At 58.1% G+C, this 22,407-nt stretch carries 21 protein-coding genes, 1 other RNA gene and 1 pseudogene; 7 read left to right on the forward strand and 16 right to left on the reverse strand.

Annotated features, from left to right (window positions below; genetic code table 11):
- Window positions 1-40 precede the first annotated feature (40 nt).
- From greA to grpE, 7 genes are all read right to left on the reverse strand, one after another.
- Window positions 41-517 (reverse strand): transcription elongation factor GreA, encoded by a 477-nt coding sequence (gene greA, locus PI739_RS14205; protein ID WP_003400161.1) that lies wholly within the window; start codon window positions 515-517, stop codon window positions 41-43.
- Entirely contained in the window at window positions 514-3,735 is a 3,222-nt protein-coding gene (gene carB / locus PI739_RS14210; RefSeq protein WP_003431538.1) for a carbamoyl-phosphate synthase large subunit, read from the reverse strand. Before carB ends, greA begins: the two co-directional genes overlap by 4 nt.
- A 136-nt stretch (window positions 3,736-3,871) precedes the next feature.
- Entirely contained in the window at window positions 3,872-5,008 is a 1,137-nt protein-coding gene (gene carA / locus PI739_RS14215; RefSeq protein WP_003418841.1) for a glutamine-hydrolyzing carbamoyl-phosphate synthase small subunit, read from the reverse strand.
- A gap of 216 nt (window positions 5,009-5,224) precedes the next feature.
- Window positions 5,225-6,028, reverse strand: a complete 804-nt coding sequence (dapB, locus tag PI739_RS14220) for a 4-hydroxy-tetrahydrodipicolinate reductase (RefSeq protein ID WP_054082029.1) — start codon at window positions 6,026-6,028, stop codon at window positions 5,225-5,227.
- Between the two features lie 21 nt (window positions 6,029-6,049).
- Entirely contained in the window at window positions 6,050-7,192 is a 1,143-nt protein-coding gene (gene dnaJ, locus PI739_RS14225; RefSeq protein WP_003395180.1) for a molecular chaperone DnaJ, read from the reverse strand.
- Window positions 7,193-7,518: 326 nt separating this feature from the next.
- Window positions 7,519-9,435 (reverse strand): molecular chaperone DnaK, encoded by a 1,917-nt coding sequence (gene dnaK, locus PI739_RS14230; protein ID WP_003431542.1) that lies wholly within the window; start codon window positions 9,433-9,435, stop codon window positions 7,519-7,521.
- Window positions 9,436-9,546: 111 nt separating this feature from the next.
- Window positions 9,547-10,110, reverse strand: coding sequence for a nucleotide exchange factor GrpE (gene grpE, locus PI739_RS14235; protein ID WP_003313642.1), 564 nt, complete (start codon window positions 10,108-10,110; stop codon window positions 9,547-9,549).
- A gap of 270 nt (window positions 10,111-10,380) precedes the next feature.
- On the opposite strand from grpE, the gene recN reads away from it, so the two are divergent.
- Entirely contained in the window at window positions 10,381-12,054 is a 1,674-nt protein-coding gene (recN, locus tag PI739_RS14240; protein WP_003431547.1) for a DNA repair protein RecN, read from the forward strand.
- Between the two features lie 44 nt (window positions 12,055-12,098).
- Here the strand turns inward: recN and fur are convergent, their stop codons facing one another.
- Entirely contained in the window at window positions 12,099-12,506 is a 408-nt protein-coding gene (gene fur, locus PI739_RS14245) for a ferric iron uptake transcriptional regulator (protein WP_003313643.1), read from the reverse strand.
- Window positions 12,507-12,604: 98 nt separating this feature from the next.
- Here fur and bamE point away from each other — a divergent pair, with 98 nt between their 5' ends.
- Window positions 12,605-13,126: an outer membrane protein assembly factor BamE gene (gene bamE, locus PI739_RS14250; RefSeq protein WP_003431549.1), complete on the forward strand. Its 522-nt coding sequence runs from the start codon at window positions 12,605-12,607 to the stop codon at window positions 13,124-13,126.
- 75 nt (window positions 13,127-13,201) lie between these two features.
- Here the strand turns inward: bamE and PI739_RS14255 are convergent, their stop codons facing one another.
- From PI739_RS14255 to PI739_RS14265, 3 genes are read right to left on the reverse strand one after another with little or no spacing between them, the layout of a single operon-like run.
- Entirely contained in the window at window positions 13,202-13,516 is a 315-nt protein-coding gene (locus PI739_RS14255) for an RnfH family protein (RefSeq protein ID WP_054082028.1), read from the reverse strand.
- Complete coding sequence (locus PI739_RS14260) at window positions 13,509-13,943, reverse strand: type II toxin-antitoxin system RatA family toxin (protein WP_003431552.1); 435 nt, start codon at window positions 13,941-13,943, stop codon at window positions 13,509-13,511. Before PI739_RS14260 ends, PI739_RS14255 begins: the two co-directional genes overlap by 8 nt.
- Before the next feature lie 7 nt (window positions 13,944-13,950).
- Window positions 13,951-15,354 (reverse strand): sodium-dependent transporter, encoded by a 1,404-nt coding sequence (locus tag PI739_RS14265; RefSeq protein ID WP_024648070.1) that lies wholly within the window; start codon window positions 15,352-15,354, stop codon window positions 13,951-13,953.
- A gap of 113 nt (window positions 15,355-15,467) precedes the next feature.
- Between PI739_RS14265 and smpB the strand changes: the two genes are divergently transcribed.
- The 5 genes and pseudogenes from smpB (at window position 15,468) to PI739_RS14290 (ending at window position 18,437) form a co-directional block, all read left to right on the forward strand.
- Window positions 15,468-15,950, forward strand: coding sequence for an SsrA-binding protein SmpB (gene smpB / locus PI739_RS14270; protein ID WP_003313649.1), 483 nt, complete (start codon window positions 15,468-15,470; stop codon window positions 15,948-15,950).
- A gap of 306 nt (window positions 15,951-16,256) precedes the next feature.
- Window positions 16,257-16,541, forward strand: coding sequence for a PA2433 domain-containing protein (locus PI739_RS14275; protein ID WP_003364180.1), 285 nt, complete (start codon window positions 16,257-16,259; stop codon window positions 16,539-16,541).
- Between the two features lie 110 nt (window positions 16,542-16,651).
- Window positions 16,652-17,043: a transfer-messenger RNA gene (gene ssrA, locus PI739_RS14280) on the forward strand.
- Window positions 17,044-17,157: 114 nt separating this feature from the next.
- Complete coding sequence (locus PI739_RS14285; protein ID WP_271351956.1) at window positions 17,158-17,904, forward strand: hypothetical protein; 747 nt, start codon at window positions 17,158-17,160, stop codon at window positions 17,902-17,904.
- Between the two features lie 196 nt (window positions 17,905-18,100).
- Window positions 18,101-18,437, forward strand: a pseudogene (locus PI739_RS14290) (hypothetical protein).
- 14 nt (window positions 18,438-18,451) lie between these two features.
- Here the strand turns inward: PI739_RS14290 and PI739_RS14295 are convergent.
- From PI739_RS14295 to PI739_RS14315, 5 genes are all read right to left on the reverse strand, one after another.
- The gene (locus PI739_RS14295; protein WP_271351958.1) at window positions 18,452-19,696 is read right to left on the reverse strand and encodes an SGNH/GDSL hydrolase family protein; all 1,245 of its coding nucleotides are present in this window, start codon (window positions 19,694-19,696) and stop codon (window positions 18,452-18,454) included.
- Window positions 19,693-19,872 carry a hypothetical protein gene (locus PI739_RS14300; protein ID WP_058399409.1) on the reverse strand — a complete coding sequence of 60 codons (180 nt, stop codon included), beginning with the start codon at window positions 19,870-19,872 and terminating at the stop codon, window positions 19,693-19,695. The genes PI739_RS14295 and PI739_RS14300 overlap by 4 nt, the downstream gene beginning before the upstream one ends.
- 56 nt (window positions 19,873-19,928) lie before the next feature.
- Entirely contained in the window at window positions 19,929-20,459 is a 531-nt protein-coding gene (locus PI739_RS14305) for a DUF2514 domain-containing protein (protein WP_271351959.1), read from the reverse strand.
- Window positions 20,456-20,989, reverse strand: coding sequence for a glycoside hydrolase family 19 protein (locus PI739_RS14310; RefSeq protein WP_271351960.1), 534 nt, complete (start codon window positions 20,987-20,989; stop codon window positions 20,456-20,458). The genes PI739_RS14305 and PI739_RS14310 overlap by 4 nt, the downstream gene beginning before the upstream one ends.
- Window positions 20,990-21,052: 63 nt before the next feature.
- Window positions 21,053-22,393, reverse strand: coding sequence for a tail fiber domain-containing protein (locus PI739_RS14315; protein ID WP_271351961.1), 1,341 nt, complete (start codon window positions 22,391-22,393; stop codon window positions 21,053-21,055).
- Between the last annotated feature and the right edge of the window lie 14 nt (window positions 22,394-22,407).

The raw sequence follows: 22,407 nt of genomic DNA on the forward strand, positions 1-22,407 counted from the left end.
TTTTTTGCCGCTGAAAGCGCCCGTAAAACGGGCGCCAGCATCAGATGTGACGTACTTCGATGATTTCGTACTCGATAACGCCACTCGGCGTTTTCACCACGACGACATCACCTTCTTCCTTGGCAATCAAGGCACGGGCAATGGGCGAGCCCACTGAAATCTTGCCTTTCTTGATATCCGCTTCGTCCTCGCCCACGATCTGATAGACCACGCTTTCGTCAGTCTCGACGTTAGCGATTTCGACTGTCGTGCCGAAAATCACCTTGCCGGTGTGCGGAATAGTCGTGACGTCGATGATCACAGCGTTCTGCATGCGGCCTTCGATATCACGTATACGCGCCTCGACCATCCCCTGCTGCTCGCGGGCAGCATGGTATTCGGCGTTTTCCTTGAGGTCGCCCAGTTCGCGCGCAGTACCGATGTCCTGGCTCAACTTGGGACGGACCACCTTGGTCAGGTGGGTCAGTTCTTCTTCCAGGGCGCGAGCGCCCTGGACGGTCATTGGGTATTTGATCATGCCTTCAATCCTGCATGGAGATCCTGCAAGCGACGTACGGTCTTCTCCGGACCAAACTTGAGCGCTTCACAAATCGCTTCGCCTGCTGCAATAGTAGTGGTGCAATAAATCTTGTGCTGCAGGGCGTTGCGACGGATGGAGTAGGAATCCGCGATCGACTGGCGACCTTCGGTGGTGTTGATGATCAAGGTGACTTCGTCATTCTTGATCATATCGACCACATGCGGACGGCCTTCGGTCACCTTGTTGACGCGACGCACTTTCAGGCCTGCCGCTTCGATCAGCTTGGCAGTGCCTGCGGTGGCAACGATCTCGAAACCGAGATTGATGAGGTCACGAGCGACCGCTTCAACCAGAGGCTTGTCATCGTCACGTACGCTGATGAACGCGGTACCGCCAGTTGGCAGCACTTCGCTCGCGCCCATCTGGGCCTTGGCAAACGCTTCACCGAAGGTATCACCCACACCCATCACTTCACCGGTCGATTTCATTTCCGGGCCGAGGATCGGGTCAACGCCAGGGAATTTGGCAAACGGGAACACTGCCTCTTTCACGCTGTAGAAGTTCGGAATGATTTCCTTGGTGAAGTTCAGCTCTTTCAGGGTTTTGCCTGCCATCACGCGGGCAGCGACCATCGCCAGGGAAACACCGATGCACTTGGAAACGAACGGCACGGTACGCGATGCGCGCGGGTTGACTTCAATGACGTAGATGTCTTCGCCCTGAAGCGCCAGCTGCACGTTCATCAGGCCGACAACGCCCAGTTCCAGCGCCATCTTCTTGACCTGCTCACGCATTTCGTCCTGGATGTGAGCCGGCAGCGAGTAAGGCGGCAGCGAGCACGCGGAGTCACCAGAGTGAACGCCCGCCTGCTCGATGTGCTGCATGATCGCGCCGATCACCACATCAGTACCGTCGCAGACCGCATCGACGTCCATCTCGATTGCGCAGTTCAGGAAGTGGTCCAGCAGCACAGGGCTGTCGTTGGACACCTGAACCGCTTCGCGCAGGTAACGCTTGAGTTCGTCTTCCTGGTAAACGATTTCCATCGCACGGCCACCCAGTACATAGGACGGACGCACCACCAGTGGATAACCGATCTTCGCTGCGGCACGAATCGCTTCGTCTTCGCTGCGCACCGTGGCGTTTGGCGGCTGACGCAGGTTCAGACGCTCAACCATGTGCTGGAAGCGCTCGCGGTCTTCGGCACGGTCGATGGCATCAGGGCTGGTACCGATGATCGGTACGCCGGCGGCCTCAAGAGCACGCGCCAGTTTCAGAGGCGTCTGGCCACCGTACTGGACGATCACACCTTTCGGCTTCTCGACACGGACGATTTCCAGCACGTCTTCCAAGGTAACAGGCTCGAAGTACAGGCGGTCCGAGGTGTCGTAGTCAGTGGAGACGGTTTCCGGGTTGCAGTTGACCATGATGGTCTCGTAACCGTCTTCACGCAGTGCCAGCGCGGCGTGCACGCAGCAGTAGTCAAACTCGATACCCTGGCCGATACGGTTCGGGCCGCCACCCAGGATCATGATCTTGTCACGCGTCGAAGGGTTGGCTTCGCACTCTTCCTCGTAGGTCGAGTACAGGTACGCGGTGTCGGTTGCGAACTCGGCGGCGCAGGTGTCGACGCGCTTGTAGACCGGGAACACTTCCAGCTTGTGACGATGAGTCCGCAGGTTTTTCTCGGTAACGCCCAGCAGCTTGGCCAGACGCGCATCAGAGAAGCCCTTGCGCTTGAGACGGAACATCAGGTCGCGGTCGATCGCCGACAGACCCAGGGTCTTGATCTTCTCTTCGTCCTTGATCAGGTCTTCGATCTGCACCAGGAACCACGGGTCGATCATGTTCATGGCGAAGATTTCTTCGACCGTCATACCGGCGCGGAAGGCATCGGCGACGTACCAGATACGCTCGGCGCCCGGCACGGTCAGCTCGCGCTTGAGCGTGCTCATGCTTTCCGGATGGCTCAGATCCAGTTTCGGATCAAGACCGCACACACCGACTTCCAGACCGCGCAGGGCTTTCTGCAGGGATTCCTGGAAGGTACGGCCGATGGCCATCACTTCACCGACCGACTTCATCTGAGTGGTCAGACGCGCATCCGCCTTGGCGAATTTCTCGAAGGCAAAGCGCGGCAGCTTGGTGACGACGTAGTCGATCGACGGTTCGAACGAAGCCGGGGTCTTGCCGCCAGTGATTTCGTTCGACAGCTCGTCGAGGGTGTAGCCGACGGCCAGCTTGGCGGCAACGCGGGCGATCGGGAAGCCGGTCGCCTTGGAGGCCAGCGCCGAGGAGCGCGATACACGCGGGTTCATCTCGATCACGACCATACGGCCGGTGTTCGGGCAGATGCCGAACTGAACGTTGGAACCACCGGTTTCAACGCCGATCTCGCGCAGCACTGCCAACGAGGCATTACGCAGGATCTGGTATTCCTTGTCGGTCAGGGTCTGTGCAGGCGCCACGGTGATCGAATCACCGGTATGCACACCCATCGGGTCGAAGTTTTCGATCGAGCAAACGATGATGCAGTTGTCCTTTTTGTCGCGGACAACTTCCATTTCGTACTCTTTCCAGCCGATCAGCGATTCGTCGATCAGCAGCTCCTTGGTTGGCGACAGGTCCAGACCACGGGCGCAGATTTCTTCGAACTCTTCACGGTTGTAAGCAATACCGCCGCCGGTACCACCCATGGTGAACGAAGGACGGATGATGCAAGGGAAGCCGAGCTTTTCAAGCACCGCGTTGGCTTCTTCCATGCTGTGCGCGATACCGGAGCGCGGGCACGCCAGGCCGATGGACTTCATCGCCTTGTCGAAACGCGAACGGTCTTCTGCCTTGTCGATGGTGTCGGCGTTGGCGCCGATCATTTCGACACCGAACTTCTCCAGAACGCCTTCGCGCTCCAGATCCAGTGCGCAGTTCAGAGCCGTCTGGCCGCCCATGGTTGGCAGCAGTGCGTCAGGACGCTCTTTTTCGATGATCTTGGCAACGGTCTGCCACTTGATCGGCTCGATGTAGGTGGCGTCGGCCATGGCCGGGTCAGTCATGATGGTGGCCGGGTTGGAGTTCACCAGGATGACGCGGTAACCCTCCTCGCGCAGAGCCTTGCAGGCCTGGGCGCCGGAGTAGTCGAATTCACAGGCCTGGCCGATCACGATGGGGCCGGCGCCGAGAATCAGGATGCTTTTAATATCTGTACGTTTTGGCATGGGTTGTCACTCAAATCCGCAGGTCAGTCGGCAAGCCGTCTTGAACATTTGTCTGAGGTGGCCTAGGCGGCAGCGACCGGACATTGAGTCCGGGGCCGCCCTGGGCACCTGCGTATTACCGTCTCAAGGCAACCGGTCAGCGGCGCTTGGCCATGGCTTCGATAAAGCGATCGAACAAAGGCGCGACGTCGTTCGGGCCCGGGCTCGCTTCAGGGTGACCCTGGAAGCTGAATGCGCTCTTGTCGGTCAGCTCGATACCCTGCAGGGTGCCGTCGAACAGCGACTTGTGAATGGCGCGAACGTTGCTCGGCAGGGTCGCCTCATCCACCGCAAAACCGTGGTTCTGGCTGGTGATCATGACCACACCGGTGTCCAGATCCTGGACCGGATGGTTGGCACCGTGGTGGCCGTGACCCATCTTCACGGTCTTGGCACCCGCGGCCAGCGCCAGCAACTGGTGGCCCAGGCAGATGCCGAACACCGGAATGTCGGTTTCCAGCACTTCCCTGATCGCCTTGATGGCGTAATCGCACGGCTCCGGATCACCTGGGCCGTTGGACAGGAAAACGCCGTCCGGCTTGTAGGCGAGCACTTCACTGGCAGGCATTTGTGCAGGCACCACGGTTACGCGGCAACCGCGCTCGACCAGCATGCGCAGGATGTTGACCTTGACGCCGTAATCGTAGGCGACCACATGATAAGGCAGCTCGGACGCGGCGATTTCAGGGTGGCTGTCAGTTTTCAGATCCCAGACGCTGGAACGCCACTCGTAGGTATCCTTGGTGCAGACTTCCTTGGCCAGATCCATGCCCTTGAGGCCCGGAAAGCTGCGAGCAGCGGCAATGGCCGCCTCTTCGGTGATGTTATCACCGGCCAGGATGCAGCCGTTCTGGGCGCCTTTCTCACGCAGGATGCGGGTCAGGCGACGCGTGTCGATGCCAGCGATGGCAACGACGTTGTTGGCTTTCAGGTAATCACCGAGGGACAGCTTGTTACGCCAGTTGCTGGCTACCAGAGGCAGGTCGCGAATGACCAGGCCGGCGGACCAAACGCGATCCGACTCTGCGTCTTCAGGGGTGGTGCCGGTGTTGCCGATATGCGGGTAAGTCAGGGTAACGATCTGCTGGGCGTAGGAAGGATCGGTAAGAATTTCCTGATAGCCTGTCATTGCGGTGTTAAACACCACCTCACCAACGGTCTGGCCGTCGGCTCCAATGGCTTCGCCGCGAAAAATGCTGCCATCAGCAAGGGCGAGTATGGCTGGCTTAGTCAAGAAGACCTCCCGTAAATAAAACCTGAAAGGGCGATCGCAGGCTGCAAAAAAGCGGAATGACGTAGTTACGTCACCCCGCTTTCTTATGGAATCATCTGCGCGCTTTTAGTGGACACACTAAAGCTGTAGCTTACAGAAAAGGCCCATTTTGGTCTACCACCAATGAGCCTGAAATGCGGGGAAATGCGACAGGGCCACGAATGGTCCTGTATGAAATCAATGCAGACCCAACACATCCTGCATGTCGTAAAGCCCAGGTGCCTTGCCGTCGAGCCACATTGCAGCCCGAACGGCACCCTTGGCGAAGGTCATGCGACTGGATGCCTTGTGCGTGATCTCGACCCGCTCACCGTCCGCGGCGAACAGCACGGTGTGATCACCCACCACGTCACCGGCACGAATGGTCGCAAACCCGATGGTCTGGCGATCACGCGCACCGGTCTGCCCCTCACGACCGTAGACCGCAACCTTTTCCAGATCACGACCCAGCGCATTGGCAACCACTTCACCCATACGCAAGGCGGTGCCGGACGGCGCGTCGACCTTGTGCCGATGGTGCGCCTCGGTGATTTCGATATCAACCTCATCACCCAGAACGCGCGCAGCGGTGTCGAGCAGCTTCAGACACAGATTCACACCGACGCTGAAGTTGGCAGCAAAGACGATCGGAATATCTTTACCCGCCTCTTCCAGACGCAGCTTTTCTTCCGCACTGAAACCGGTGGTACCGATAATCATTGCCTTGCCTGCCTTGCGACAGAACGCCAGATTTTTCAGCGACACCGAAGGATGAGTGAAGTCGATCAAAACGTCGAACTCGTCCGCCACCTTTGCCAGATCACCCGACAGCGGCACGCCGATACGACCCAGCGCAGCCAGTTCGCCCGCATCAGCGCCCACCAGCGTGCTGTCAGGACGATCAATAGCGGCGGTCAAGCCGGCGCCCGGTGCCTGCTGAACCGCCTCGATCAAGGTCTTGCCCATACGCCCGGCGGCGCCTACTACAGCAATACGTCGCATGCCCTGCTCCCGTTGATAGCCTTACAGATCGCCGAAGAAACGCTTCACACCCTCAAACCAGCCACTGGCTTTCGGAGAGTGAGACTCGTCGTTTTCAAGCGAGGTGCGGAACTCTTCAAGCAGCTCGCGCTGGCGCTTGCTCAGGTTCACCGGGGTTTCGACTGCAACACGGCACATCAAGTCACCGGCACCGCCGCCACGCACCGGAGCGACGCCCTTGCCACGCAAGCGGAACTGCTTGCCGGTCTGGGTACCTTCGGGGATTTTCAGTTTGACGCGACCGTCGAGCGTCGGCACTTCAAGCTCGCCGCCCAGCGCTGCATCGGTGAAGCTGATAGGCACTTCGCAGAACAGGTGCTTGCCGTCACGCTGGAAGATCGCGTGTTCGCGCACATTGATCACGACATACAGGTCGCCGGTAGGGCCACCCTGGGTACCCGCCTCGCCTTCGCCAGACAGACGAATGCGGTCACCGGTATCGACACCTGGCGGCACTTTGACGGAAAGCGTCTTGGACTCTTCGACGCGGCCTTCGCCATGGCAGGAATCGCACGGATCGGAAATGATCTTGCCGTGGCCGTGACAGCGCGGGCAGGTTTGCTGCACAGAGAAGAAACCCTGCTGCATGCGCACCTGACCAATACCACCGCACGTAGGGCATGTGACAGGCGAAGAACCCTTCTTGGCACCGCTGCCGTCGCATGGCTTGCAGTTGACCAGCGTCGGAACGCGGATATTCACGTTAGTACCGCGAACTGCCTCCTCCAGATTCAGCTCCAGCGTATAGCGCAGGTCGCTGCCGCGCTGAGCGCCGCCACGACCACCGCCGCCACCGGCACGGCCGCCGCCAAAGAAGTCGCTGAACACATCACCGAAGATATCGGAGAAGTTGGCGCCACCGGCACCGCCACCAAAACCACCGCCGCCACCCATGCTCGGGTCGACACCGGCATGGCCATACTGATCGTAGGCCGCGCGCTTGCTGGCGTCGGAAAGCACTTCGTAGGCCTCGTTGGCCTCTTTGAACAGCTCTTCCGATGCTTTGTCATCAGGGTTGCGGTCAGGGTGATGCTTCATCGCCAGACGGCGATAAGCCTTCTTCAGGTCCGCCTCGCTGGAGCCTCGCTCCACTCCCAACACTTCGTAATAATCACGCTTTGCCATAATTCTTCCGCACTCTTGAGGACGTTCGGCGAAAGCTCTCCTGAGCCACACCAAACTCGTTGAGCCCCATACAGGCCCGGACCCAACTCACGTCGATTCAACGATCCTGGTCTTCGTTCAGAGCCAGATGCATCCGGCCGAGAAAGCGGCAGAATGATTCGCCACGCAGGAGCGTCGCGATCTTGCCACGTGGCTTGCGGAGCAACTCCGCACGCCGAAATTTTTGCTTGTTCCAGACACGCCAACGCGGGAGCAAGCTCCCGCGCGGCGACATCCTACCAGTCAGCGCTCGAAAGAGGTCAACCGGCTTTCAAGTGAGCCTGCGCTTACTTGTGGTCTTTTACTTCTTCAAACTCGGCGTCGACAACATCGTCAGCCTTGGCAGTTTCTTCAGCTGGCTTGGCCGCAGCGTCCGGGTTTTCAGCCTGCTCGGCGTACATCTTCTGAGCGATTGGCGCGGAAACCTTGGACAGCTCTTCAACCTTGGCTTCAATGGCGGCCTTGTCGTCGCCTTTGATAGCGGCTTCCAGAGCAACCAGTGCAGCTTCTACCGCAGTCTTCTCTTCAGCAGTGACCTTGTCACCCGCGTCAGCGATCATCTTGCGAGTCGAGTGGACCAGCGCATCACCCTGGTTACGGGCAGAGGCCAGCTCTTCGAACTTGCGATCTTCTTCGGAGTTGACTTCAGCATCGCGAACCATCTGCTGAATTTCTTCCTCGGACAGACCGGAGTTGGCCTTGATCACGATGGACTGCTGCTTGCCGGTGGCCTTGTCTTTCGCGCCAACGTGCAGGATGCCGTTTGCGTCGATGTCGAAGGTCACTTCGATCTGTGGCACGCCACGTGGAGCAGGTGGAATCTCGGCCAGGTCGAACTTGCCCAGCGACTTGTTCTGACCGGCTTGCTTACGCTCGCCCTGCAGGACGTGGATGGTTACCGCGTTCTGGTTGTCATCGGCAGTCGAGAACACCTGGGATTTCTTGGTAGGAATCGTGGTGTTTTTCTCGATCAGCGCAGTCATCACGCCGCCCATGGTTTCGATACCCAGGGTCAGCGGGCTGACGTCCAGCAGCAGAACGTCTTTGACATCACCGGCCAATACTGCGCCCTGAATGGCAGCACCCATGGCAACGGCTTCGTCAGGGTTGACGTCTTTACGTGCTTCTTTGCCGAAGAACTCGGTCACCAGCTTCTGCACCAGCGGCATACGCGTCTGACCACCGACCAGAATCACGTCGTTGATCTTGCTGATATCGATACCCGCGTCTTTCAACGCCATGCGGCAAGGCTCGATGGTGCGCTGAACCAGGTCTTCAACCAGCGATTCCAGCTTGGAGCGGGAGATCTTCACTACCAGGTGCTTAGGACCGGTTGCGTCTGCAGTGATGTAAGGCAGATTGACTTCGGTCTGGGTGCTGGAAGACAGCTCGATCTTGGCTTTTTCGGCAGCTTCTTTAAGACGCTGCATCGCCAGCGGATCACCCTTGAGGTTCATGCCGCTTTCTTTCTTGAATTCGTCGACGAAGTAGTCGATCAGACGAATGTCGAAGTCTTCACCCCCCAGGAACGTGTCGCCGTTGGTGGCCAACACTTCGAACTGGTGCTCGCCATCGACTTCAGCGATCTCGATGACCGAAACGTCGAAGGTACCGCCACCCAGGTCATAAACGATGACAGTGTGGTCGCCCTTGGCCTTGTCCATACCGTAAGCCAGTGCAGCTGCGGTAGGTTCGTTGATGATGCGCTTGACGTCCAGACCGGCGATACGGCCAGCGTCCTTGGTAGCCTGACGCTGACTGTCGTTGAAGTAGGCCGGAACGGTAATGACCGCTTCGGTAACCGCTTCACCGAGATAGTCTTCGGCAGTCTTCTTCATTTTCTTCAGGATTTCAGCGGAGATCTGAGGAGGCGCCATTTTCTGGCCATTCACTTCAACCCAGGCATCACCGTTGTCAGCTTTGACGATCTTGTAAGGGACCATCTGGATGTCTTTCTGAACGACTTCCTCTTCGAACTTGCGACCGATCAGACGCTTTACCGCATAGAGGGTGTTGTGCGGGTTGGTGACCGCCTGACGCTTGGCGGACTGACCGACCAGGATCTCTCCATCATTTGCATAAGCAATGATCGAAGGTGTAGTACGAGTACCTTCGGCGTTCTCGATAACCTTGACGTTACCGTTTTCCAGAATGGAGACGCAGGAGTTGGTAGTCCCCAGGTCGATACCGATAATTCTGCCCATCTTTGACTCTCCCGAAACTTGCAAAACTTGGATTGGGTTGCCGCCAGTGCGTTTACACCGTGCGGTAGCTCTTAAACGCTTGACCTTTAAATGGGGGCCTTACAGCTGATTTCAAGCCTGCTCGTTGATTGACGGCGTTGCAGGCGATGGTGCCTTGCTGACCACGACCATGGCCGGGCGCAGCAGGCGACCATTAAGCTGATAACCCTTCTGAAATACCTTGAGCACCGTATTGGGCTCAACGTCGGCACTTTCCTGCATGGCCATAGCCTGGTGCTGGTCGGCACTGAACGGTTGACCGTGTGGATCGATGGCTTCCAACTGATAACGCTTGAGGGTGTCCTGGAACATCTTCAAGGTCAGCTCGATGCCTTCACGCATCGGGCGAATGCTTTCATCGTCCGGACTGGACAGATCAAGGCCTCGCTCCAGACTGTCGATGATCGGCAACAGATCACCGGCAAATTTTTCCAGCGCAAACTTGTGCGCCTTTTCAACATCCTGTTCGGCACGGCGGCGGACATTCTGCAGATCCGCAGCCACGCGAAGGGATTGGTCCTGCGCAGCAGCCAGTTGCTCTTCGAGCACCTGCACGCGAGTTGTCAGTTCATCACCCGCGCCCGCTTCGGCAGCCTGATCCTGCGCCTGCGCATCCAGATTCTGTTCGTCAGCCATACATGTTCTCCTCTAAAGACGTCCGCGATCCCGATTCGCGCTTCTGCCCACCTATATGGGATCGGATTTTCCGGCTTCAAGGGTTTCATGTGATCGAGATACGCATTCCCTGACAAATAATCCGGATTCCAGCCCAACAAAAAATGGCGACTTGACACAAGAGGGACTAAAAACCACTACAGACCGATCAAATCGAGCTAAGCAAGGGCATTGTCAGCCACAAATAAAACACTGTATAAATAACCAGACAAACAGCCCGGGAGCCGCTCAATGCTGGTGCACCTTTCCGTACACAACTACGCCATTGTCGAACACCTTGACCTTGAACTGGATCGAGGCATGAGCGTCATCACCGGCGAAACCGGCGCGGGCAAGTCGATCATGCTCGACGCCCTCGGCCTGACCCTGGGCGACCGTGCCGACAGCGGCGTGGTCCGGCCAGGCGCCGACAAGGCCGACATCCTGGCCACGTTCGACCTGGGCGACATTCCCGAGGCACAGACCTGGCTCAAAGAGCGCGACCTGGACAACGACGGCCCCTGCATCCTGCGCCGGGTCATCACGGCCGAAGGCCGGTCACGCGCTTATATCAATGGCTCGCCCTGCCCTCAGGGCGACCTTAAAGCGCTGGGCGAACTGCTCATCGATATTCACAGCCAGCATGAGCACCAGTCGCTGCTCAAGACCGATACACATCGACGCCTGCTCGACGAATACGCGGGTGCGACCGATCTGGCCCGTCAGGTCCATCTCGCTGCACAGCGCTGGCGGCAGACGCGGCAGGAGCTCGAACGCCTCTCCAACTCGGGTGACGAGCAACGCGCACGGCATCAGTTGCTGAGCTATCAGCTCGAAGAACTGGAAAGCCTGAGCCTGGGTGAAAACGAGCTTGAACAGCTCGAACAGGAACACAAGGACCTGACCAACGCCGAAAGCCTGCTGAGCATTTGCCGACAAGTGGTCGAGCAGTGCAGCGAAAGCGATTCCGGCAACGTACTCAATGCCCTGACCGCCAGCCTGCATCGTCTTGGCAGCGTCGACCATTCACCCTCCGCCCTCAGCGAAGCCACAGGGCTGCTGTCCAGCGCGCAGATACAGGTAGAAGAAGCCGTAGGCGAACTGAATCGTTTTCTGGATCACTTCGATGCCGATCCGGCCAGACTGCAACAGCTTGAAGAACGTCTCGATGCCATTTACACACTGGCGCGCAAACACCGCATCCAGCCGGGCGAAGTCGCGACACTGCAACAAAAGCTGCTGGATGAAATAGAAACACTGAATGCCAACGACGAATCCATCGAACGGCTGGAGCATGAAGTGCAGGCATTTGCCAGGCACTATCAGGATAAAGCCCGCGAGCTGAGCGACCTGCGTCACAATTCGGCGACGAAACTGGCCAGCGCTGTAGAACAGGAAATTCATCGTCTGGGCATGCCCGGCGGCCGTTTCCAGATCGACCTCAAAGCCAACGCCAGCGTAGAACCCTCGCCTCACGGCCTGGAGCAGGTAGAGCTACTGGTCAGCGCCAACCCCGGCCAACCACTCAAAGCACTGGCGAAAGTCGCGTCGGGTGGCGAACTGTCGCGCATCAGCCTGGCAATTCAGGTCATCACCGCACAAACTTCGCGGGTGCCGACGCTGGTATTCGATGAAGTGGATGTGGGGATTGGCGGGCCGACCGCCGAGATCGTGGGGCAACTGCTGCGTCGCCTGGGCGAGCGCGGCCAGGTCATGACCGTCACTCACCTGCCGCAGGTCGCGGCGCAGGGCCATCAGCACCTGTTCGTGCACAAGGTGCGGGACAACGACGCAACGCGCACCGCCGTGTCCAAGCTCAGCAAGACTGAACGTATAGAGGAAGTCGCCCGAATGCTGGGCGGCATCGACCTGACCAAGGAATCTCTGGCGCACGCCAAAAAGATGGTCGTTACGGCTAAAAGCTGAGCCATAGAAAGCACAAAGGCGACCGCGGTCGCCCCTGTTGCTGATTACGCCTTCTTGTTGCGGACGTAGAGCACCAGATTGTGGTCCACCAGGTCAAAGCCGTGTCTTTCGACGATGGCTTTCTGAAGCTTCTCGATTTCTTCGTCGAAGAATTCGATCACCTCACCCGACTCCACGTTGACCATGTGGTCGTGGTGGCCGCCATCAGCCAGCTCGAATACCGCATGACCGCCATCGAAATTGTGGCGCACCACCAGTCCAGCGGACTCGAACTGAGTCAGAACACGGTAAACCGTGGCCAGACCGACGTCCTCGCTGGCCTCCATCAGAGCCTTGTAAACATCCTCGGCACTCATGTGGCGTTGCTCTGCAGAGTCGAGCATTTGCAGTATTTTGACCCGCGGTAAGGTTACCTTGAGTCCTACTTTACGTAGTTCGTTATTTTCAACCATGGTCAGCTTTCTCGCAGACGCTGCTTCGCAGCTTCTCTTAATGCAGGTATGATCGGAGTTTACGTTGTCCCAGCCAAGATAGTGGAAGTCGCCCACCGATGCAAAACACCAAGCTCTTGCTAACCAGTTTCACCTTCGTGGGACTGCTCGCACTCGCCGGTTGTTCATTCCCCGGGGTTTACAAAATCGACATCCAGCAGGGTAATGTCGTCACGCAGGACATGATAGACCAGTTACGCCCCGGAATGACCCGGCGGCAAGTACGGTTTATCATGGGCAACCCCCTGTTGACCGACACTTTCCACTCCGATCGGTGGGATTACCTGTACAGCCTGCAACCAGGTGGCGGTGAACGCCAGCAGGAGCGTGTCAGCCTTATATTCAACGGCAATGACCAGCTCGTGAGCCTGTCTGGCGACTTCATGCCCGGCGTCAGCCGCGATGAAGCCATTCTCGGCAAGGGCAGCGACACCACTGTCCCGGCAGAGAACCAGCCAGTGCAGCAGCCTGAAGAACCGGCCAAGCCAGGTTCGTTGCTGGATACAATCCAGAAGGACGTGGACAGCGTCGAGACCGTACCGGTCCCGACCCAGGAGCCGCTGGACACCAACACCCGGTAGTCCAAAGCGCCCAACAAAAAGCCCGGCATGCCGGGCTTTTTTGTGCCTTCCATTCAGCCAGCGTTCAGCCCGAGCTCAGCCGGGAGGCGTTCTTTTCTCACGCGCCTTGGCGGCACGCAGACGTCTGATCTCCATGGGGTCGGCCACCAACGGGCGATAAATCTCTATCCGCTCACCCGCCTCGAGCACCCGCGCAGCAGGATCAGCCACCACTTTGCCGAAGATACCCACGGCACACTGACCAAGATCCAGCTCGGGAAACTCCTTGTCCATACCGCTGAGTGCCAGCGCCTGACGTACCGAAGACCCGGCCGGGACATCGATCGTCTTCAATGCCTGGCGTTGTACAGAGGCGTAGACCACCTCTATCTGAATCGATGCGTCAGCCATGCAGCTCTTTCGCTCGCTGGCAGAACGCATCCACCAGCGTGTTGGCTGCCTGATTGAACAGTGGCCCCAGTGTGGCGCGAACGAGGGTGCCGGCATAATCGAAGGACAGATCCAGACTGATCTTGCAGGCCTTCTCGCCCAGCGGCTTGAACGTCCAGACGCCGTGAAACTGTTCGAAAGGCCCTTCGACCAGGTCCATCACGATCGACTCGCCGGGAACCAGCGTGTTGCGCGTCATGAACTTCTGGCTCAGACCGCCCTTGGCGATCTCCAGGCTGGCGCGCATCTGCGCCTCACTGGCTTCAACCACGGTAGCGGACGAACACCACGGCAGGAACTCGGGATAACGAGCCACATCATTGACCAGGTCATAAAGGAACCCGGCCGGGTAAGGCAGTAAAGCAGAGCGTTGTATATGCGTAGTCATGTGAGCGTCATTTCCAGAGCTGAGCGGCAAACACCACAAGAATGCCGAGCGGCGCCACGTAGCGCATCAAAAAGTACGTCAGGTTGAAGAGCAGCGGACTGCGAATCGACAATTCGTCGCGCACCGTCTCACGGCCCATCACCCAACCAGCGAATACTACAAAACACAACCCACCCAGCGGCAACATGATCCGCGAAGTGAAGAAATCAATGACTCCGAAGAAGTCCAGGCCAGTCGATGCGCCCCATTGATAGAGGTGGAATGCGCCTCCATCGTTCACGAAAAACTTGGCTTTTTGCCAGATATTGAACGAGAACACCGTGCCGAGGCCCACAAACCAGCAGGTAAAGGCCAGCCAGAACGTCACCCAGGCACGGCGAATACGGGTGCGCTCGACCAGGTAGGCGACCATTGGCTCTAGCAACGAAATCGCCGAACTCCAGGCTGCGACGGCCACCAGCACGAAGAACACGATGCCCATCAATTGGCCGAATGCGACGTTGCCGAACGCGTAAGGCAGCGTAACGAACATAAGGCCCGGCCCCTCGCTGGGGTTAAGGCCCGCAGCAAACACGATCGGGAACAGCGCAAGGCCGGCCAACAGCGAAACGAAGGTATCGAGCAACGCGATACCGACGACCGTACTGCTGATCGACGCGCCTTTGGTCATGTACGCGCCGTAAACCATGATCGAGCCGACACCGACGCTCAGGGAAAAGAACGCATGGCCCATCGCGGGCAGCAAGCCATCCAGCACCTTCTCCGGGTTGAAGTCGAACATGAAATGCACGCCTTCCATGAAATGCCCTGTGGTCAGGCTATAGCCCAACAGCGCGAGCATCAGCAGGAACAGCATCGGCATCATGATGCGCAGGCTTTTCTCCAGCCCGGCCTCGACACCCTTGCCGATCACCACCGCCGACAGCAGCATGAAAATGGTGTGCCACAGAATCAGACGCCATGGGTCGGCAATCACCGCACCGAAATACGCACCTACCTGATCCGGCGACACGCCTTGAAAGTCGCCGCGCCCCATGTCGATGATGTAATCCAGCGACCAGCCGCCCACCACACTATAAAAGGAGAGAATCAGCAGCGCCGTGATCATCCCGGCAAACGCACCCCAGGACCAGCGCGGCGAATGCCCGGCTTCCTGCGCCAGCGTCTTGAGCGCATTCGCAGGACTGAGCCGGGAACGACGGCCAATCAGCGTCTCGGCGATCATGACCGGAATACCGATCAGCGCGATGCACGCCAGAAAAACCAGTACAAATGCACCGCCGCCATAGGCACCGACCATGTACGGAAATTTCCAGATACTGCCCAGCCCCACAGCAGAGCCGGTAGCAGCCAGGATGAACACCCAGCGACTTGCCCAGCTACCGTGGACCGAAACCTTGTCCGTCGACATTATCGAAACGCCCAGCCAAAAAAGATCGCGCATTGTCCGGGATTCAACCTTTGTGCTCAAGCACGCGCTTTCCCGTAGCCGACATTGATGCAACTGCCTATAATGCGCCCCCTATGGCTAAGCTCAAGAAACACCCTACAGGGACCATCGCGCAAAATAAGAAAGCGCGTCACGATTACTTCATCGAACACAAGTTCGAGGCCGGTCTGGTCCTGTCTGGCTGGGAAGTAAAAAGCCTGCGTGCCACCAAGGTACAGCTGGTCGACAGTTATGTGCTGCTCAAGGATGGCGAGGCCTGGCTGATGGGTTGCCACATCACGCCTCTCAAGACTGCCAGCACACACGTCATCGCTGACCCGACACGCACCCGCAAACTGCTGCTGAACAAGCGCGAGCTCGAAAAGCTCACCAGCTCGGTTCAGCAGAAAGGCTATGCCTGCGTAGCCCTATCCGTTTACTGGAAGGAGCACCTGGTGAAGTGCGAAATTGCGCTGGGTAAAGGCAAGAAGGAATACGACAAGCGCCACACCGAACGTGAACGCGATTCGGACCGTGAGCTGCAGCGTGCCGTGCGCTCCAAAGGCAAGGAAGACTAGCCCTTGGCGCTGGCGTGTGCCAAATGTCCTGACCCGGACATTTGGCACTTCGTATCCACCCCTTTATCCCACCCCCCTCTCCACTCCCCCGCTTAAACCCGTTCGATACCCCAAAGCGAAGATCGCCTCATTTTGGTGCTTGAATGCGCAATGTGGCTATTTCGCAGTATTCCGAAAATAAAATAGAACGCCTGCGTCACACCACAGTCAATCCTTTAGGCCCAACTGTTAAACGGGCTTTCAAACCCTCGGGCGACGGCCTCAAATACCGGCCATACCGAGTCCACAGGTTATAAGGAGACACACATGAAGCGTACCGCCCTCACTGGATTGTTCCTCAGCGCCGCCCTGTTGGCTTCGCCGGTTTTTGCCGCCGATGATTTGTGCGCTGCAAACATCAAGACCATCGAAAACGCCAACACCTCGTCCAGCACCAACTTGAGTCCCGAAAACAAGACCATGCTCGAGACCACTGTGAAGAACGCCAAAGCGGCCCAAGCGCAGAATGACGAGAAAAAATGCGTTGAGATCACCACCAAGACCATCACTTCCCTGAAAAACACCGGTTCGGGCAGCGAAGGCACCAAGTAAACCTTCGAGCAGGCCAGCCACTCAGGCTGGCCTGAACGATTGCAGCAGACGGGTCGACGTGCCACGCCAATTGGCGTACACTCCGCCCCAGCGATTGCGAAAGCAGTCTCGGGGCCGATTTGGATTCGACGCCGGTGATGAAACTTTAGGTGCATGCCGAGTTGGTAACAGAACTCGTAAATCCACTGTTGCAACTTTCTATAGTTGCCAATGACGAAACCTACGGGGAATACGCTCTCGCCGCGTAAGCGGTGCTAGCCTTCCTTCTGGTAGCTTCGGCTCCAGCAATCATCAGGGGATGCCTGTAAACCCGAAATGATTGTCATATAGAACAGGATCGTCGCCTAGTACGTTGTGGACGAAGCGACTAAAACTTACACAACTCGCCCAAAGCACCCTGCCCGTCGGGTCGCTGAGGGTTAACTTAATAGACACGGCTAAGCATGTAGTACCGACAGCGGAGTACTGGCGGACGGGGGTTCAAATCCCCCCGGCTCCACCAAACAAGCTATACAAATCAGGCACTTAGCGTTTATCGCAAGTGCCTTTTTTGTGCCTTTAGGGGCCGTTTTGGCTTGGTAATGCCCACTTAATGACAGCACGGAGAAGGTGATAAATGACAACGGAAAACACTAACAACCCGGTGGGCAAGCTTCTGGGGTACATGACTAAAGCTGCAGATTTGTCTGGGAACATCTCCTCCCTATACGCTTGGGCCACGGTACTAGGATGCAAGCCCAACGAGCCTCGACTTTTGGTACAGGGCTTAGGGATGCTGATGGAGCTTTCCGTGACTGCAAGGAATGCAATTGAGACGTATGTTAAAGGCGACAAGAGTCTTTACCTGTCTCCATTTAAAAATATCGACAAGCTTCTCTCTACCTGCTCCTTGGACAATCCGTGGCAGCAGTACAAATCGCTACTAAACGTTGAAACTATGTCCGCCCTCAAATTTGGCGACTTGGCATTGAGGTTAGAATTTCCCGCAGCGCAGCCGGAAAACGCTGCAAAAATTGCTGAACTCGTCGATAAGCTCAGTACTTTGCTGAGTGAATGCCTCAAATCCGACTTAAATTCTGACGTTAAAAAGCTTTTTGTTAAGCACCTTGAGGCTATCAGAAAGTCTCTTTTGGACTACATGACCGGCGGCACCGCAGATCTAGAAGGTACTGTCGATGAGGCAATCGCGTCTATTCACAGGCACAGCGACTTAATCGGGAAATCCTCCGAAAAAGGGATGAGCGTGGTCAAGCGAATGGTAGACGCAATAGGGAAAGCCAATGAGCTCGTGACGTTCTCCCAGAGCCTGATGCTCGTCTCAGGGCCTACAGCTTTAGCATTGCTTCCCTTTCTTCAAAGCTAACATCGATAATATCAGCTCACGGGCACCAATTTAGAAGTCAGGGCTTACGGACAATCTACTCAGTAAGCCCTTTTTGGGTGCTCAGTCGCCAATTCCAGAACTCACCAATCTCCGGCGTCCTGCCGACGAATACCACTCCCCAAAGCTGAAAGACTCAAATACTGTATGAACATACAGCTACCGAGAGTCATCCACCATGAACATCGACTACGCCGAAGACTGGCCGTTTTGCCCCACCGAGGAACAGATGCTTAAACAGCACGCTCACTTGGTGGCGGAAGAAAACAGACTGCTGCGCGACGAGGTCGACCGATATCGCAAGCACGTCACGAAGCTCATCGACATGCACAACGCTCGAGCGTGACAAGCTCAGGGTAAAGCTGAGAGACGCGGACAGCCGGATATCTGATCTGTTGCGCGACGCTTGCGATTCCTGGGCGACAATCAACTCACAGAAGTACGTCATCGAGCAGCATCGCGAGGTTATGAGAGGTGCTGGAATCAGCCCGGAAAGATGGGGTGAAAAGGTTTAGCGCTCTAAGCGGGCTTACACCTTGCGTATCCCGAACTGCGCGGCCTTCGCTGTCGAGTCCTGCGGCACGCCTGCAGCCAGGTACAGGCCCATGCGCGACGTGACCACGGTTTCGGTCAGGTCAATCGTGCCGCGCTGCGTTTCCAACGCTCCGGAAAAGCTGGCCGGCATAGTGAACGGCTCTTGGTACTTGTCCATCGATCGATAATAGAACGTGGACGATGCACCGCTGACCGTCTTGGTGATGGTCAACTCAGCTTCCCAAGCCAGGATGCCGCGCGACGACCCCATGATTTCCACCGCCGACACCATTTCGATAACGTCGCCGGCCGCCAGGTTGGTCTGTACCACGTTGGCCGTGGGTTGCATGTAGATGTAGCCGCCCGCCGCCGCCATGTTGCCACGAAGCTCGATGCACTGCGCCTCGCCATAGGCGGCAGGCTCCTTGAACCAGCGCGTGGTGATACCGGTCAGGCCAGAGCCAACGGCCTTGTAGCCGTCCGCCAGCACCGACCCTGCCACAGCGTTCACGCCAGCCGGTAGCGTGCCGCCAGTGCCCGCCAGCAGCGGGTTGGCATTGAGGCAACCGAACGGGCGGATGGCCGAGTAAACGTCGCCAGCGTCCGTGGGCAGCGGAATGCCGGGAAATTCGAAGTTGGCGGTGATGATCGGCACCACCCGCGAACTGATGAACTCGGCACCCAAAAGATTCGGGTGCAGGCCTTCAACGGTCATTGCCTCGGTGAAGCCGTCCCAGATGTTCACGACCGGCACGAACTGGCTGACGTAGTTCAACACCCAGTCCTTGTAAGCGATCGCATCGGCCAGCGCCTGCCCGGTCAACGCCCTGCTACCGAAGCGCGGCGTACCAGTGCCGACGATCAGGTACTTGCCGGGCATGTTCAGGAACGCGGTGACGATCTTCATCACGTTGGCTTTCGTGTCGGCCAGGCTCATACCTGCCGTGGTGCTGTCATTGGTGCGCGACAGCAGCAGCCAAAGGTCGGCAGTGGACGATGCAATGCAGGCCGGAAGCCTGGCCAGAAACTGCCCGGTGTGGTCCCCGAGCTTGCCCTGGTTGTCGACGTAGCTCGGGAACAGGCCGGTACGCGCCGCGATCCAGCCCGCATAGCCATAGACCTCGGTGCCAAACGCCGTCGCCGCGATGGTGTGGCAGTTGCCCGAGAAGCTATCGCCGAGCAGACCCAGGCCGCGCCGGATCGGTTGGCGACGTGGGATTGGGTTGACCAGAAGGCTCATGCGTAGACCTCAAATGAAGCGCCAGCAGCGGGCACGTAGCGGATCGTCGCGGGCGGAATGCTCAGCGGATAGCCACCGTCTTTCCAGAAAGTGTCGGTGGTGATCCAGTTATCACCGGCCTGGATCTGGACCGTCACCGACCCGCCGTTCGCCTTCACTGCCAACGTCACTTTCATCGTGCGGTCGTAGGTTTCTTGCTTCGTTGCTGTCTGCACAGTGCTTCCCCGGCGGCCTACGGCCTGGCTGAATTGGTGGTGTTGGATAGCTCATCGACAAAGCGGTTACACGCCAGCCCGGCTATTCGGGATTGGTCATAAGCCTTTGCCAGCTCTCCCGCTCGCGCGTCAGCCCGGCCGAACAGGTCGGAGAGCACCATTGCGGCGCGGGTGGCTGCCTTGCCTCGTTCGGCAGCGCCGGTACCGCCGGGGGCACAACTGGTGGCGCCTGCCAGTTTTCCGGCTTCGACGCGCAGCCGGTCGCCAGCAGCGTCAGCGACAGCAGCATCAGTAAGCGCAGCGGTCTGTTCTTGTCTTGCATCGTTTGCCACCTGGTTGGCCGCTTTCTGGCGGCGTTGCTCTTCGGTTCGGTACTCGGACGTGGTGCTGGCCACGGCCTGCGATTGGGCTTTCAACTCCCTATCCCACTTCTGCTGCCAGTCCGCTTCGACCTTGTTGGACCCGTGGTTGAATCCCCACACCCAGCAGCTGATCAGCGCGGCGACTATTGCCAGTACCTTCCAGCCGTACGCAAAGGGGCCGATCATGCCAGCACCTCAAGCGCCCGCGCATAAAGCGCCTGCCGATCAGCCAGACCGTTCGTGCCGCCGTTGATGCGTTTGGTTATGGTCACGAACTCGCGCTTGTCGGCCAGCGAGTTCAGCGCGGCCCGGTGCCAGAACCACCCCGCCGACATCGCGGCGTACTGCGCCAGCTCGAGCAATTCGGGATGGTTGATCAGATCCAGGCCCAGCGCTTCGGCGCACTCGGCATAGTTCGCCCGCCCAGTGATCTGGATCAGGCCGCGCCCACGGTATTTGGAGCCATCGCCGGGCACGGTATTGCCCAGGTCTTTGCGGCCCTCGTATCCCAACTGCTGCGGAGTCGGCCCCCAAATCTCGCGGACGTAGCGCAGCTGGCCGGACTCATGACCGACCTGGGCGATGAAAGCTGCGATGCGCAGCGGCGTCACGATCTGGTACTTGCTCATCGCCGTATTGAGGACGGGTGCAAAAACGCCGGCTTTCTGGCCGGCGTTCGGGAGTATCTGCAGTAGTTGCTGCGTGGTGATCGGCATCGGTGTTTCTCCAGGCAAAAAAAACCCGCTCGATGGCGGGGTGCGGGTGTCGCTGTGCAGGCTTTACGCGGCGGCAGGTTCGGCCGCTGGCTGTGCAGCAGCCTTGAGCGCGACCAGTTCGGCACGCAGCTCTACCGATTCCGAGTGCAACTCTTTGACAGCGCCCATCAGATCGGTGATCAAGGCCATTGGGTCCAACTGCTGAATGCGCGCGTTGCCGCTTTCGTCGACGCCGTCCTTTTCGCCGGTCACGGCCAAGGGATTTACTGCCTGCGCCTCATGTGCAATCAGGCCTTGATAGGTGGTTCCATCGCCACGAAACACCGCGCCGAACACCTTGCGCTGGTAGGTGACGATTCTGTAAGCGTTGATGCGATCACGGTACGACGGCACTTTCGCATCGGTGACGTACTTCTTGAACCGGTAGTCAGACCCGAACAGCGTCATGGTCCCGACGTAGGTGTTGTCGATCCAGACGTCAACGTTCGATCCGGTCCAGTTGTAGTTGTAAACAGTGCCGCCACGACCGGCGCTCAGCCCTGCCCTGCACCAGGTGCCCGCAGACTCAATCCTGCCTGTAGTCTGAAAAGCACCCTGCAGTGTGAGAATGCCTGCGTTCTGGTTTATCAATCGAACGTCGTAGTCTGCTGCGGTGTTGTTGTAGTGGAAGTCAATGTACGGACTGGTGTTGCTCAGCTCAATGCCGCCAAAAGTTGGAGCTTGGGCAGCACCAATACCTAAAGCGCTGCGAGCAGCTGCCGCCGTGTTGCCGCCAGTACCGCCTGATGCGATGCCGATAGGTGCCGCAGTAACAGATAACGACGAAACGGTCAGTAGTCCGTCGTAGCTGTAGGTCATAGTGGGACCGGTGGCACTGTTAGCGGCGTTAACGGATCGCCAGGTGAACCCGCCTGCCCCCCCACCACGGTTTACGACAAAATGGCCCTCGCCCTGAGAGCCAGAGTTCCATCCCATATACATGCCTTGCGTGTTATACAGCGCGGCAGCCTGTTGAACCCCTACCTCAGAAAAAACAACGCGCCCGTCAGTGCGGCCAGTACCACCCTTTGTCACCGGGAGAATGTCGTAGTTACCAGTGGTGCCGAGTGCGGCCAGCTGCGTACCGAACTTGTTCACAAGCGCTCGCAGAGCATCCGCTGATTCTTTGACGTAGCCCTGCAGAGGCGCAAGTGCATAACCGCCCGCGCTGTTGCTTGCTCCCTGGTAGTTCGGAGAAATCGACATCGCGGTATCGCTGGCGATGTTGGTTACCTCGTACCAGCCGCCGTCAGGGCCGCGAAATCCGTCGCCTACACGGCTGTTTGCAATGAAGGCCGTACCGCTACCAATAACGGCGTTCGAATTTTGGGTGACGGAAACCGTCCCGGCTTTATACCAAGGCATTGAAGACTCCTAAT

Origin of the sequence: Pseudomonas cerasi (assembly GCF_027983475.1) — a bacterium.
GTDB lineage: Bacteria > Pseudomonadota > Gammaproteobacteria > Pseudomonadales > Pseudomonadaceae > Aquipseudomonas > Aquipseudomonas cerasi.